14 protein-coding genes and 1 pseudogene are annotated in these 14,814 nt (G+C 42.7%); 1 reads left to right on the top strand and 14 read right to left on the bottom strand.

Features of this window, described 5'->3' with window-relative positions; all coding sequences use genetic code 11:
* Positions 1–25 precede the first annotated feature (25 nt).
* From V7K41_RS08680 to V7K41_RS08720, 9 genes are all read right to left on the bottom strand, one after another.
* Complete coding sequence (locus V7K41_RS08680; protein ID WP_334847266.1) at positions 26–652, bottom strand: cytochrome c oxidase subunit 3; 627 nt, start codon at positions 650–652, stop codon at positions 26–28.
* A gap of 190 nt (positions 653–842) precedes the next feature.
* Positions 843–2,492: a cytochrome c oxidase subunit I gene (ctaD, locus tag V7K41_RS08685; protein WP_334847280.1), complete on the bottom strand. Its 1,650-nt coding sequence runs from the start codon at positions 2,490–2,492 to the stop codon at positions 843–845.
* A gap of 79 nt (positions 2,493–2,571) precedes the next feature.
* A complete protein-coding gene (locus V7K41_RS08690; RefSeq protein WP_334847281.1) occupies positions 2,572–3,534 on the bottom strand; it encodes a cytochrome c oxidase subunit II in 963 nt (320 codons plus the stop codon).
* A gap of 83 nt (positions 3,535–3,617) precedes the next feature.
* Positions 3,618–4,223: a DUF2231 domain-containing protein gene (locus tag V7K41_RS08695; protein ID WP_334847267.1), complete on the bottom strand. Its 606-nt coding sequence runs from the start codon at positions 4,221–4,223 to the stop codon at positions 3,618–3,620.
* Complete coding sequence (locus tag V7K41_RS08700; protein WP_334847268.1) at positions 4,220–4,714, bottom strand: DUF2231 domain-containing protein; 495 nt, start codon at positions 4,712–4,714, stop codon at positions 4,220–4,222. The genes V7K41_RS08695 and V7K41_RS08700 overlap by 4 nt, the downstream gene beginning before the upstream one ends.
* Positions 4,715–5,293: 579 nt before the next feature.
* On the bottom strand, positions 5,294–5,794 hold the full coding sequence (locus V7K41_RS08705) for a phosphate-starvation-inducible PsiE family protein (RefSeq protein ID WP_334847282.1): 501 nt from the start codon (positions 5,792–5,794) through the stop codon (positions 5,294–5,296).
* A gap of 136 nt (positions 5,795–5,930) precedes the next feature.
* The gene (locus V7K41_RS08710; RefSeq protein WP_334847270.1) at positions 5,931–6,161 is read right to left on the bottom strand and encodes a hypothetical protein; all 231 of its coding nucleotides are present in this window, start codon (positions 6,159–6,161) and stop codon (positions 5,931–5,933) included.
* Positions 6,162–6,598: 437 nt separating this feature from the next.
* Complete coding sequence (locus V7K41_RS08715; RefSeq protein ID WP_334847271.1) at positions 6,599–7,420, bottom strand: NADPH-dependent oxidoreductase; 822 nt, start codon at positions 7,418–7,420, stop codon at positions 6,599–6,601.
* Between the two features lie 93 nt (positions 7,421–7,513).
* A complete protein-coding gene (locus V7K41_RS08720) occupies positions 7,514–8,224 on the bottom strand; it encodes a 2OG-Fe(II) oxygenase (RefSeq protein ID WP_334847272.1) in 711 nt (236 codons plus the stop codon).
* Between V7K41_RS08720 and V7K41_RS08725 the strand changes: the two genes are divergently transcribed.
* Complete coding sequence (locus tag V7K41_RS08725) at positions 8,223–8,366, top strand: hypothetical protein (RefSeq protein ID WP_334847274.1); 144 nt, start codon at positions 8,223–8,225, stop codon at positions 8,364–8,366. The genes V7K41_RS08720 and V7K41_RS08725 overlap by 2 nt on opposite strands.
* Before the next feature lie 265 nt (positions 8,367–8,631).
* Here V7K41_RS08725 and V7K41_RS08730 read toward each other — a convergent pair.
* From V7K41_RS08730 to nifH, 5 genes and pseudogenes are all read right to left on the bottom strand, one after another.
* Positions 8,632–8,760: pseudogene (locus tag V7K41_RS08730) on the bottom strand (TOBE domain-containing protein); the annotation flags it as partial.
* 196 nt (positions 8,761–8,956) lie between these two features.
* Complete coding sequence (gene nifV, locus V7K41_RS08735) at positions 8,957–10,075, bottom strand: homocitrate synthase (protein ID WP_334847284.1); 1,119 nt, start codon at positions 10,073–10,075, stop codon at positions 8,957–8,959.
* A gap of 310 nt (positions 10,076–10,385) precedes the next feature.
* Positions 10,386–11,828 (bottom strand): substrate-binding domain-containing protein, encoded by a 1,443-nt coding sequence (locus tag V7K41_RS08740; protein ID WP_334847275.1) that lies wholly within the window; start codon positions 11,826–11,828, stop codon positions 10,386–10,388.
* Between the two features lie 620 nt (positions 11,829–12,448).
* Positions 12,449–12,835 (bottom strand): hypothetical protein, encoded by a 387-nt coding sequence (locus V7K41_RS08745; protein ID WP_334847276.1) that lies wholly within the window; start codon positions 12,833–12,835, stop codon positions 12,449–12,451.
* A gap of 162 nt (positions 12,836–12,997) precedes the next feature.
* Positions 12,998–13,822 (bottom strand): nitrogenase iron protein, encoded by an 825-nt coding sequence (gene nifH, locus V7K41_RS08750; RefSeq protein ID WP_334847278.1) that lies wholly within the window; start codon positions 13,820–13,822, stop codon positions 12,998–13,000.
* Between the last annotated feature and the right edge of the window lie 992 nt (positions 13,823–14,814).

Here is a 14,814-nt window from a genome sequence, read left to right on the forward strand (position 1 = left end):
ATCTGTTTTTATACTGAATATATAATCAGTATCTAATCTTACTTTCATTAGAGATTATACTGCTTGTCCTAACCATCTTGGCGGTTGCTATAACATCGACGAAGTGCCAGAAAATAGAGGTGGCATTTACACCAAAATGACCTGTGTCATAGTTATCAGGAATGAAAGAGCGACCAAAAACAAGTATCTGCAACAAAATGCCAGTAAGAACGTGTAAACCGTGGAAGCCTGTCAGTAAGTAGAACATTCCACCAAAGACACCTGTGGTAAAGCCAAAAGAAAGATGACTCCACTCGATCGCTTGTCCAACTAAAAAGTAACTTCCCATTGCGATCGAAAGCATTAGAAACTGGCGAAATTTCAACAAGTCGTGACGTTCAAGGGCGCGTTCTGCCAAGTAGATGACAAAGCTACTGGAAACAAGAATTACCGTATTAATTGCCGGATCTCTGACTTCCAGTCCAGAAACACCAGCTGGTAGCCAGTCAGGATTTGCTGTTTTATAGACAATATATGCTGTAAAAAAACTGAGGAAAATGAAAGTCTCTGACAGCAAGAAGACAATGAAGCCAAACATCTTGCTGCCTTCTTCATCATGGGTATGTTCGTGTGAGGGATGATTTGATTCTTTTGAAATGATGGAACTGTCCATTGCTTGAAACTCCTATATATTTATTTCACGCAGAGGTACAGAGAAAGAGAGCAAAGTAGTAGTTTGCGATCGCGTAATCCCTGATCTCAAACTCTCTGCGTCCCTCTGCGTGAACCTCTGCGCTTTTACCCTACGGGAAGGCAAAGCGCCTATGCGTTTAAAAATCAAATCAAACTATTTGGCCTGCTCTCTAATGCTCGGCCACTAATGGTTCAGATTTCCCGTAGCCGTAGGGTTCACCCACAACAACTGGAATTTCCTCAAAGTTCTCGACAGGAGGTGGGGAAGAAACTAACCACTCCAATCCTATTGCTCGCCAAGGATTCTTCGGTGCTTGCTTGTCATGTATCCAAGAACCAATAATATTCAGAATGAAGGGTAAAGTGGATACACCTAGCAAAAATCCGCCGATACTGGCGATAATATTCCAAAATTCATACTCTGGGGCATAAGAAGAAACTCGACGCAACATTCCCTGTAATCCTAGTGGGTGCATTGGGAAGAAGTTGAGGTTAGTACCAATGAACGCCAGCCAGAAGTGCAACTTGCCCAAGCCTTCGTAATACATACGTCCAGTCATCTTGGGGAACCAGAAGTAAATAGCAGCAAACATCCCCATTGTTACCGTGCCATATAGAACATAGTGGAAGTGACCCACCACATAGTAAGTGTTGTTGACGTGGACATCAATGGGAACGGAGGAAAGGGTAATGCCAGTGATACCAGCAAACACAAACAATATTAATGCACCAAACGCAAACAGCATTGGTGTATCAAATCGTAGCTTGCCACCCCAAATCGTTGCAGTCCAAGCAAATACTTTAATGCCAGTAGGGACAGAAACGAACATGGTTGTCAGCATGAAAAACATCCGCATCCAGCCGGAAGTACCGCTGGCGTACATATGATGTACCCAGACTATACCGCTAACTCCAGCAATCAGGAGTGATGAAATAGCGACAATTCTATAGCCAAACAGAGGTTTACGAGCAAAAACAGGGAAAATCTCGGAAAAGACTCCAAAGACCGGCAGAATGATCACGTAAACAGCAGGGTGGGAGTAGAACCAGAAAAAATGCTGAAATAGAACTGGGTCGCCTCCCTTGGTGGGTTCAAAAAAGCTAGTTCCAACTGTTAAGTCGAGTAAAAGCATGACTGCGCCTGCTGTTAAAACAGGTAGTCCAAACAGTTGGATAATCTGGGCACTGAATACGTTCCAAACAAAGATGGGTGTACGGAAAGGTGTCATACCAGGTGCGCGCATCTTCACAATCGTGGTGACAAAGTTAATTGCCCCCATAATTGAGGAAACACCTGATATTGCCACTGCTAGAAGCCAGATTACTTCACCATTGATTAAGTTGCCTGTCGGGTTTTGCAAGCTAACGGGAGGGTATGACCACCAACCTGCTTGCGCTGGCCCACCAGGTACAAAGAAGCTGGCCATCAATAAGATAGCAGCGATCGGTATCATCCAGAAGGCAACAGCATTGAGTCTGGGAAACGCCATATCTCGCGCCCCAATCATCAGAGGTACAAGATAGTTAGCAAAACCCGTAAGTATGGGAAATGTCCATCCAAATAGCATCACAGTGCCGTGCATGGTGAACATTGCATTATAAACACTACGGTCAACGAGGTCTGATTCTGGGGTAATCAATTCCCCACGAATGATCATTGCAAATATGCCACCAACTAAAAAGAGAATGAAAGCGGTAACAATATACTGAATACCGATAACTTTGTGGTCTGTACTGAAGCTAAAGTATTGCTTCCAGTCTGCTCTCGGTTCCTGTTGAGGTGCGTCACCTGTGATGTCTTCAACGGAAATATTTGTCATTGTCATTTGTCCTTTGTCATTTGTCATTTGTCCAAAACTAATGACCATTGTAGAGACGCAATTAATCGCGTCTCTACGACTAATTGCTGTAATTAACTACAGGGGCTTGTGCGGGTGCTACAGTAACCCAGCCTTTGATTAATTCTTTTGATTCTTGGGCATATTCGGAAGCTGCTTGATTATTTGCAGTACATGGTTTACGGTTTGCTGCTTCTGTAAGCCACTTCTTGTAATCTTCAGAGGACTCGACAACAACATTTGCCCGCATGGTTGCAAAGTAAGTACCGCTAAATTCGGAATCGGTCAATTGATATTTGCCAATGCGGATGGGGGTGAATTCAAAGTCAATGTTGCGGTTGGGAATAATGTCTTGCTTGACTCGAAAAGCCGGAATATAAAAGCCGTGGAGAACATCCTCGGACTGCATAGCTAAACGGATACGATGATTGACGGGTAAATGTAGTTCTGTGCTGGTAATTCCTGTTTTTGGATAGCGGAAAACCCAAGCCCACTGTTTGGCATTAACTTCAACGTCTTCAAATGGGATTACATTTGATGTGGCATCAGTTGATACACTTGAGGAAGTCGAGGAGGTGGAAACTATGCCCGCATCTTTGTTAATTGGTGCAGCAGATGCGGATTTCATCAAGACTGGAATATGCATATGCATAGCTTCCATTGGGCCTTGAATCCCCATTTGCTCGTAGATTTGGTAGCTGTAGCTGGCAATCCAAAACACTAGCAATACAGGAATTGCAGTCCAGACAATTTCTAGTGGGATATTTCCTTCAATCGGGGGGCCATCGCTGGTATCATACTGCTCTGCTTGATGGAAAATCGCTGAATACATGAGTGTTCCTGTGACTCCAAGGAAGATAAATGCTCCCAGCGTGATTAAGAAACTAAACAACTTATCGACGAGCTGCGATTCTGCTGCGGCTTGAGGAGGCATCCAGGAATATGTCCACTCTCCTATCCAAAGACTAACAGCAGTTAAGGCGATCGCGATCGCACTCAAGATCAAAATATTTCGGATTTTCATAGCCATAAAATTCATTGGTCAAAGACGCGATTAATCGCGTCTGTACAATGGTCATTAGTACTCATACAAAGGACTAACATCGATTACCTCAGCAGGAAGTTGGGGTCTTTACCCAAGCGCAACAACATATCAGCAGTGTTGTGAACTCCAAATTCAGTAGCTAATTGCGCTCCTAGCGTACCGTGGATGAACATGATGAACATGATGAACAGTCCAGAAACTAAATAAGTCCACTGCACTTGTTGACTGTCATCTTGACGCCAAATATAACGCTGAAATCCTCTCCAAATCGCCATTCCAAGAATCAGTGCTAGTAGAAAAACACCACCCATACCATGCCAAAGCATTGTTTCCATAGCTTCCAATCCCCAGGCACTCTTTACCCCAGTGAGTGGTTCTGCCAACATGATTTCGTAAAAACCTGCTGCTACCGTAAAAATTGTGATGAGTGCCGAACCTAGCATATTGTACCAGCCCGCATCAAAGAAGCTAGAAGGAGTGGCAGGAACTGCTAAAAACTTGAAGATTGGTTGTTGTAGGGGGAAGAACGCACCAATAAAATCAAAGGTAATGCCAAGGATGAACAAAGCTAGAGTGAGATGAACTAAATTTGGGTGAATGGGTATAGTGTAGGGCAACCCATTTGCTCCCATGTGAGTCTTTAATTGCTCAATAACTTCAGGATTCATTGCAGTAAGCCCTCCTTTATAGCTTCAACAACTGGTACAGTGTGTAGCCCATATACCCAAACTAATTCATCTCCGAAATACACTTGTATGCCTACCAAAACAGTTAAAAGTAAACCTGCTGCTAGGTAATAAACTGATATTTTTTCTGGAGTGCGGCAATGAATCACGTAACGCCAAGCTGTAATAGCTGCCAGAATTCCTGCAAGTGACCAGCCAAGGAGTGTATGTAAATTAAGTACTGGTTGAGCTGCGTTATAAGGTTCTGCCAAACCTGCTTCAAATTGACCAAAAATAACGGCGATGAAGATGGAGATTGTAGCGAAAAACATATTCCACCAACTCACCTCAAAAAGACGGTAGTTACTAGTAAAGTATCCAATGACATCACATAAGAAGGCAAACAAGACCATTGCAATCACAAAATGGACAATGATGGGATGTATCGTATCAGGATACGGTAAATTATGGTTATTCAGAAGATTCTCAAGCATGGTATTCTACTCATGTGTTAGTTAGTGTTTAGTGCTTAACAAGCAATACTTCACAATTTTTTGATTTCTGAATTACTCGTAGAGACTGGGGACTGGGAAGAAGGAATAAAGGTGTACTGAGTTTTTTTCAAAAATCAAATATGAGTCTTATACAACAATTTAGATTGCACTTAAAATCCTTCTAAATAACAACAGCAATTCTGATGAGGAGAATTCTTTCACAGAGTAGCTTGATTATGATAGGCAAAAGCTCGCTGGAATGAATGTAGAATAGCAAGTTATCGAAAAAGGTTTTACTCGTTGGTAAATGCTGACGAACGAGTTAATCAATGTATGAAATAGAAACACAAGGATATTAAATCTCCACAATATCGCTTGGAATCTGATACACCTGACTAAATGGGCTTTGGACATTATTATGTGCCCTAAGCTCATAATAAGAATTGCTGCTTTTGGAAGGTACTTTATTTTTTTGAAGAATTTTGTACTTGTAATTCTCCATATATAAAGAATATCATACATTTGTTAAAATTACTTGCGATCGCTAACTAATTTTCAAACAGCATTTGTGGTTACAACTTAATCAGAAGCTAGAGTCTTTTCAGCCAAAAATTGTTTTTTTTCTGTTGTTTCTGGGTTAGTAATTTTGACCTGTTCCAGAAAACGAGATATCCAAGGTAAAGCCACCATGATTCCTGTTAAAACTACTAAAAATACAGCTATTCCCCAAATTTGGTCGCGGGGAATTTCGAGAACACCTCGTAAAATTACCTCTCTTAAAGCAGAAACAATAGTAATTTCTACTGCGGCGGTTACGGATGTCCGCTGTTGTTGTAGATGATCTATTAACAGGCGGAACAATTCTACTAAAATCAAAATGAACAGGATATCAGATGTTACTTGCCGCAAATCCAAGGGATGCAAAAAGGAGAAGAACATATCTCCCAGTCGGATAAGCATTACACAGAATAAACCAAGACAGAGAGAAATGATGATAAAGTCTTGAAAAAACTCTAGGTTACGCACAATTCTATTTCTTTGTAACCAATTTTTTAAGTTTGAACTTAGCCCTTTTAGCATAATATTTCCTAACGGTCTAGATTCATCTATCTCCATAACTTAAATAGTGCTGAGTATCTAGCATCGATTACTCAGCACTCGCAACTGTATTCAATCCCCATTATTTAGCTATGGGGTTCCATTCAGCCCTATTAAACTATTTTGCTCCGTTGGCGTCATGAGGTACGGGTTCTGCGGTTTTCATCTTGGATGCTGCGGTTGTTAAGCTATTCGTAGCCTTGATGATCTCTTGTAAGGTTTCGTTAATCAGTTTTTCATCAGGGGGAGCTTCTAATAAGTAAGTTTCTATGAAAATCTCCACTCGATTCATAATTATTTTGGCTTGAGAGCGTAGTCTGTTGAGGTCTTTAGTAGACAAATTATTCATTGTTTGAAGATCCTTTCTGTTTCGCGGGTTAATTCTACATTTTTGGTCAGCAATTCTCATGACAAGAGCGATTCTTACAGTTCAGCCCTTTTTTGAAAGATAAAGCTTGCTGGAATAACCATTAAATCGTTCACCTGTTGACTGCTTAAATGCCTTCAGATTCCCCAAATTCGTACAAAGGTTTCAAGCGGGAGAATTGCTGGGGCTGGCGAGTTAGCGGGTCTATTTATTTCTTAGGACTTACGCACCGAAATTATCTTTTAAGACTGGGTGTAGAGTTTTGAGTCTTTAGTGAAGCGGTAACAAGTCTTTAAGCGTCAGAAGTTTTGGTGCAGACATCAGAAGTTATTCTTTAGTCCCTACTGCACGTAGCTTGCTCTCTACTAGGATACGTTGGATGCTTAGAGTTCTCTGTGTCTTCTGGCTGCTGACTTCTTTTATAGCAACTTGAAGCCGAAGTTGTTGAGAGTTTCACGTAAGTTTTTGCATCCTTTTAAATAGTCTAAGGTTGCGATCCGCTCGGCTGAGTTTTGCGACCAATCAACAGTGGCATTCATCTTTTGTTCAGTATAGAATTCCTTCATGATATCGTTGTAGTGAGCGATCGCCTCGTCTTGTTCTGCCAATTTATAGATTTCCCGGTGCAGTACAGCTGACTGCGGTAAACGCGGCTTAATAGCAGGTTGTACTTCAGGATTAGGATAACCCACACACAATCCAAATACGGGGAATACAAAAGGTGGCAAATTTAGTAGTGTTGCAACCTCTTGCGTATTATTGCGGATTGCGCCAATATATACTGTTCCCAAACCAACAGATTCAGCGGCTAGAGTGGCATTTTGCGCTGCTACCGAGGCATCGATTACTGCTTTAAACAACAATTCTATGTAATCTAGAGCTACATGAGGTAGTCCGCGACTGTCAGCAATATGAGCCATACGACCTAAATCTGCTAACCAAACCAAAAATACAGGAGCCTGGTTAACCCATACTTGGTTATTAGACAGCTTGCATAATTCTGCTTTGCGCTCTTGATCTTCAACCGCTACCACACTCCAGGTTTGCAAATTAGCTGAACTAGCAGCAGATTGAGCAGCTGCAACTAGCCATTCCAGAATTCCTGGTGGTAAAGGGTCAGATAAATAAGACCGAACTGAACGGTGAGATAGTAGTGTTTCTAGAGAGTCATTCCAGTCAATTTCGTAATTGAAGGGAATCTCACCGTAGCGCGATCGCAGTAGTTCTGTAGGATTAGTCATAGTCAAAGGGATTACCAACAACGATAAACAAGGAAGAAACAGAAAATCAGGAGGCTGATTTTCTGACAAAGGTAGAGAGAAAATCCTTAACTGCTACGCAGCTAGCTGGGTTTTTCCGAAATCTGAAAGGCGATCACTCCGAAAAAAAGCAACTCGTAAAGCTAGCCGATACTCAGATGCAGGACAAGTAAGCGGAGTAACCGTATGCCAAGAATTGTCAGAACGCGCGATCGCAACTGAGGAATCGCTCAGGGGTAGAATATCTTGGAAGGCAGATTCCGGCTGGGAGTCTTTAAGAATTCGCAAACAGCCTCCCCAATCTACAGACCATTGTTGATTGAAAAATAGCAGATGAGTTAAAACTTTGTTCGGCTCATCTGTATGAGGGTGATGCAACTGTCCTAATTGATATCGGCGAAATCCTATATCCATTACACAGTCCTTTAGTTCCAACCCAGACATTTCGGCTATTGATGCGCGGTAAGAATCTGTCCACAGTGCTTCTATCAACTGTCGCCAGACTTTACTGAGGTGTCTTAAGTCATAAGTAAGTCTGCCTTGTGCCATCCGCTCTCGCCAGCGATTATCGCTAGATTTGAGCATCAAGGAAATATCCTCGCTAGTGGCAAGCATCTTTCCCCAGAAGTATCCATATCCCTCCCCTTCCGATAAACGAAACTCCTCATGGGGAAAACTCGCAGTTAGTTCTAAGCTTGCTTCTGGTGAAAGCAGGTTTTTGATCAAAGCCCAGTTATATGGGACTTTTTGCATTGCTGTGGCACGAATAGATTGAAAATTAAGCATGGTAGAAAAAAATGCTTTACTAGAATTAACCAATCCTGACTACCCTGGACATCAAGTGGTATTGGAACATCAACAATCTGATTTACCTCTGCATCAAGAAACTCTGCTTAAGCCGCAGAAGTTTCATCACCGGAACAGTTAGAAAATCGTTCCAGCCAACTTCGTAATTGAAAGGAACCTCACGCCGTGTGCGATCGCTCTGCCCGCCGCAGGCATCGCAGTAGTTTTGTAGGATTTGTCATACTCAACTTTTGAACCTGAACACTTTTTGACGATTTCAGTGGGATTACCAACCCCATTGCAAATTTCTTTAGGTATAAGACAACTCGTACCACTGCTCAAAGTAGGTCGAGATCAACCTCCATAGAATCAAACTGCTTCCCCTGCTGTTTGAGTAATTTTGGCTGGAGACTACGCAACAAGGAGCGCAACACATCAGTTTTAGTGCGTTGAAAATTTTGACAGTATTGCTCTAGAAGTTGGCGTTCTTCTAGAGACAATTGAAAAGTGATCCATCCTTGCTCTTTTCTCGGCATAGTCAATACCAACATATTTGGTAGTATTTTAGCAAGTGATACAATAATAGTGAGCAATAACTTAACGCAATTGTTATGTGTTCTTAACCAACTTCACTTTTGATTCAAGTCTTCTCTGGTCAAACTGACTGAAACATATTGATGTGTTGATAGCTAAAAGCACAATGCAACTTCATGTCTTGGTAGATGTGTGCGTTTACCCTTGAGGAACCAAACTCAGAAGTTCTTCAACCGTGAGACTGCGCTTAACTTTCACTGACTGATGCTTTACAGCATCCAGCACTGATTGAATTTCTGGCTGACTGAGGGTGATTCCATGTTCTTGCAGCACACTGAATATCAGATGCCGACCGGAATGTTTGCCTACAACAAGGCGACGTTCCCAACCAACATCTTCTGGCGCAAACGGTTCATAAGTACCCGGATTTTGCAACACACCGTGAGCATGAATGCCCGACTCGTGGGCAAAAGTATTTTCACCCACGATCGCTTTCCAGGGAGGAACTGGCCAGTTGGCAGCTTTAGCAACTAACCGTGACAGTTCCAATAGCCGTTTTGTATCAATGCCCGTTTGGATACCGTAGATGTGTTTCAGTGCCATCACAATTTCTTCCAGCGCCGCATTGCCTGCCCGTTCGCCGATCCCGTTTACTGTGGTGTTAACCGATAGCGCCCCTGCTTCAATACCAGCCAGCGAGTTCGCCATTGCCAGTCCAAAGTCATTGTGCGTGTGCATTTCTATGGGAATGAATAGATGATGGACAAGAGAGCGAACTTTGCTGTAAGTAGTCAGAGGATCGAGAATTCCTACAGTGTCACAAAAGCGAAACCGGAAAGCTCCCAACTCTTGAGCATAATATGCCACATCTAGCAAAAAAGATTCATCGGCTCTGGAAGAATCTTCTCCACCAACAGATACAGATAAACCGCGATCGCAAGCAAAATTTATTGCATCCCGCAAACGATCTAGCATTACCTGCTGGTTGCCCCCAAACTTGGCGGCAATCTGAATTTCTGAGACGGGAACGGAAATATGCACCCGTTCTAAACCACAATCTATCGATGCCTGAATATCAGACAAGTTAGCCCGGTTCCAGCCCAGTAATTTGGCGTTTAATCCCAAATTGGCAATGGTTTTGATTGACTCTGCTTCTTCTTGTCCCATTGCCGGAACGCCAATTTCCAATTCTGGAACACCAATAGCATCAAGAAAAGTGGCGATCGCAATTTTTTCTTCAACGTTAAAAGCTACACCTGCCGCTTGTTCGCCATCTCGTAAGGTTGTATCGTTAATTTGAATCGGATGTTTGTTCATCGAGAAATGATGATTCATGATTGGCTAACTTGTTGGGTGATTTTGATTTACTTGAGTAATTCCTAATTGAAGGATAGAGCAACTAACTTGAGTTGTGGAAAGTAAAAGACATATTCTTTAGCTATGGGTTAATAATTACGAATTACTGTCTTCTCTTCTCTACGAGAGGCTGCGCCAACGAGACGCTCCGCAAACGACGCGAAAAGCGAGTCTGCGTACTCTTGCAAACAAGCAAGCTAGAAAGAGCGGCACGCTGCGACACGCTGCGCGTAGCTTGCTTCCCCGGAGGGGTACGTAGAGAGCGTCATTATTAAATATTTGCTACAACTTCCCCAATATTGCTAATATCATAGCCACCAAGAATCTCTAATTGCGATTGGACTAGGCGATGTCCCAAAATACTGAGAAACTGCTTTACTGGTTCTTCTTCCAAGTATTCTTTAATAATCACCAAGTCATATCGCGCCCTATGAAGGGGGATAAATCCCAACCCAAAAGCAGCAGCTATAGATGACGTACTAATACCTGCATCAGCGATTCCTGAGACTACAGATAAGGCAACATCTTGATGGCTGTGAACGATACAGTCAGATCCTTTAACTTTGTGCAATGGCACTCCTTCTTCTTGGAGTTTCCGTTCTAAAAGCATCCGACTGCCAGAACCCACTTCATGGGTGACAATAGTAGCTCCAAATTCTACTAAGTCGGAAACTGTTTTAACTCCCATTGGGTTTCCTGGTGGGACTAACAAACCTTCTTCCCAAACTCCAAGGGTAATCAAAACGGCACTCTTACCTGTTAAGGCTTCCCGCACAAAGGGGATGTTATGTTCCCCAGTATCAGCATCGTATAAGTGCATCCCTGCAATGTGAACTTCACCTCGGCACAGACTACGCAATGCAGCCGTGCTGTGGGCAAAACGATAATGAATTCGCAGTTTTGGATGCCAACGTTCAGTTGCTCTTGCCAAGAGGGAAAGTACAGGTGTACAACCAGCAATCACAACTGTATTGTGCAGTTTGTCTATATCATCCAGAAGCCGAACCTGGACTTTATTTGTACCGTTCTGGCTCTGTGCTTCACCCTCCGGTTGACGCTCGTTCCTCTCTACGACAAGACCACAGGCGTAGCTTGCTTCCCCGCAAGGGTACACTAACGCTACCTCTGACGCTAATGGCAATTTTCTTATGCTGGGGAACCCTTTCACTCTTACGGATGACGCTCCTACGTCGTCGCTACCGCTTGCGCTAACCCCAGTCCCTACAATGGGGAGAATACCCGCAACTGTCTCACCCTCCGGGTTCAGCAGTTTGCTTATGCCGGGGAACCCTTTCGGCAGTTCCTCCTGGGGGGAACCCCCAAGATCGGACTGCCTCACCACCGCAACTGCTTCACCATCAGCCGGAATCATTTCGATCCGAAAAGCATCATTCCCAACAAGGGGATAAGCTATCCATTGATCCCCAACCCGCGCTAGACTAACTCGCAATTGCTGTTGCTTAGGGGCTGATCCGGTAAGAATTGCCTCAACTTCTGGTAAATCTTGCTCAAACCAAAATAAGTCCTCGACTTGGCAACCAAGCGCCTTGGCTAAACGCAGTGACATAGCAACAGAAGGAGCATATTGTCCAGATTCCACACCACCAATACTCTGACGAGTTACGCCAGCTATGTTGGCCAATTCTTGCTGGCTCATGCCTAAGCGAGTTCTAATTGACTTTAGATTATTGCAAAGATTCACATCCAGTTTCATGAGGCTGTATCTCTCCGTTAGAAAAAGCCGCAACGGACAAACTTAAATTGTTAGGGCAATAGCAAGGTTTTCTAGTGGAATGGCGTTTTTGTTGTCAGACATATTGATGTTTTGACAATTGCGCTTATTTGCTGCAAGCATAGCATACACTTTGCTAAAATACTTGCATCTTTGGATACTATTTTAGCATTGGCGCAGTTTAACCTAGCGATCGCCTTTTCATCATTTGCTAGCCAAGTCCTGCAAAAATAGGAATTACGCAAAAAAGCCTCAAACTCTTATTCCTCTGCGTTCTCTGTGATAGCCTGCGGCAAGCCGCAACTCTTGGAAACGCTCCGCTCCCCCTTGCTTCGATCTAGGAGTATGCGTCTACGATTTTCTGTTATAGCCATAGTCACACAGGTTAGGACATAATTAGGACTTACGCAAAAAACCTCTCTAACTCTTATTCCTCTGTGTTCTCTGCGTTCTCTGTGGTTTGATTTTCCGTGACCTGTGCGTAAGTCCTGATAATGACAAGCATGAAAGCTAGGAATAGTAATACTTTTACCTCCTGCCTCCAGCATAGCTGCCTTCTGCCTCCTGCTATATCTGTATATAAGTCCTGAAAAACCTTATCTTTAGTCCAAGTGCGGTAAGTCCTGGTCTAGATGCAAATTGCCTTTTTTAGTTGGTACCGCCACCCACTGGAGTTCCAACCAGAGGATCGGGTTCTTTTCCTTCAACCTTGAGGCGGGATCGCGGATAATGCGTGTGGCATTTATGCAAACAGCTTCACATATCCCCAAATCTTGGGCAACGCCTCTAAAAACGTCTTTGTTGGCATTAATTGAGGCAAACAGCATATTAGGATAAAAAACAACAAAATGTTGTATAAGTTTTGGAGGGCAGCCCCAGTAAGAGTTTACAAGTTCGACATGGCAGTACTGGAGCAACTCGCCTAGTTTGGCACAGCGTCCCTTAACTACGGTAGTAAATTTTTGGACTAATACCTCTTCAGTCAACATAATAAGTTCTACTCCTTCAATGAGGTAGACAAATTTTGACGTGGTTACGTCGATTTATCAAATAGTGGTAAGAAACTTACGCAGTTTTTTCTGCTTTTTCGAGTCAGAGGTTGCCAATTGCTCCAGATACCTTGTATTAGGGATCATCCCTACTGCATCGTCCTAGCCGAACAACCCAAACTTCACCAGCAGTTCCTCAAGGCGATCGTTAGACATAGATTTCGGAGTCACAAAATCTGTGTTATGGTCAATTGCTGTTGCCAGGTTGCGATAGTGCTGCGCCTGTTCACAGTCAGGAGCATACTCAATCACCGTCTTGCGGTGGAACTCTGCCCGTTGTACCATGTTGTCTCTGGGTATGGAGTAAATCATTTGAGTCCCCAGTTTCTCTGCAAGAGCTTTGATGAGATCGTCTTCCTCATCAACTTTGCGAGAGTTACAAATCAATCCTCCCAGACGTATACCGCCTATTGGAGCATACTTTTGAATGCTTCGGCAGATGTTGTTGACGGTATACATTGCCATAATTTCCCCAGAAGTGACAATGTAAATTTCTTGAGCTTTGCGTTCACGAATGGGCATGACAAATCCACCGCATACCACGTCACCCAGACCATCATAAAATGTATAATCAAGTCTAACTGCATCATCATAAGCACCAAGTTGTTCCAGCAACCCAATTGAAGTCAGAATGCCTCGACCTGTACATCCTACACCAGGTTCCGGGCCACCCGATTCTACACACAACGTCTTTCCCCATCCCTCCTGACGGAAGTCTTCTAAATTCACGTCATCTTCTTCTTTACGCAACGTATCAAGTACAATCTTCTGGTGAAATCCCCCCAAAAGGAGCCTGGTGGAGTCTGCTTTCGAGTCACACCCTACAACCATCACCTTACGGCTCATATCAGTCAGTCCAGCCACTACATTTTGAGTCGTTGTGGATTTGCCAACTCCCCCTCTTCCATAAATAGCAATCTTCCGCATAAAAACCTCGATAATGGCGCAGACTTGTTGATTCGGCTCCCAGATTATGGTGTAATCAAGTAGAGTGTTGAATTCAATTGAAATTGTAGTTTTTGAAATAGTTCACTGCCCAGATTGTGACAACATCAACGTAGTCAGAGTGTGGAAATCAGCCGTCTATCCAGCACTACAAATATTGCAGTTATCTGCTAAAAGTTAAACAGCTTCTTACAGATGTAGCAGTAAATATTAGTGCGATGCGAGATACAATAAGGGTGCTAAAAAATAGTTGTAATCCTGTCACTAAGAATTCAAAAAACTTCTACAGCTACAGCGGTGAATAAGAAGTTTCTGTTTCATCACAGCAAGACAAACACTATTTATTTTTGAAGAAAGATACATAGAAAAATCAGTCCAGCCTAGTTTATGGCAACAGCTTCGTCAAACGAAAAACCGATTTTTGGGCGGTTTTGCTCCACTTCGATTAACATTATGCCGTCACCAATAAATGATGAGGCTGGGCTGATACTCACTTCAAAGGAACTAAAGGAGTTTTCGTCCTTGTATTAGATTCCCTATAAATAAAGAATATCATACATCTGGCCAATTTACTTGCGCTGACCAATTAATTTACAAACAGTATTTGTGGTTACAATTAGTTATCATCTAGAGAGCTTCAAAGCCAATAATTGCGTTATTCTCTGGTTTGAAGTTGAGCCTAGATCGTCTATTTCTCCAAATACGACATCCATAATCAAGAGAGAAATAAAATTATTTATCTCTTCATTTATAGTTAGAAGAGTCTGTCTATTTACATGAGTCAACCTCTTATATATATGAGCGAGTTATGGTTTAACATCTAGACAGAATTGTCTATTTATAATTAAACATATCGTTCTTTGCCAAATATATATTTGCCCTATTGTTATTAGAGTTACTATTATTAATTAAACCGGGTGATAGGATTTTGAAATCAAGTCAGTCAAAGAATTTTTCTGATGATAAGAGAAATA

The organism is Nostoc sp. (assembly GCF_036917415.1).
Lineage (GTDB): Bacteria > Cyanobacteriota > Cyanobacteriia > Cyanobacteriales > Nostocaceae > Nostoc.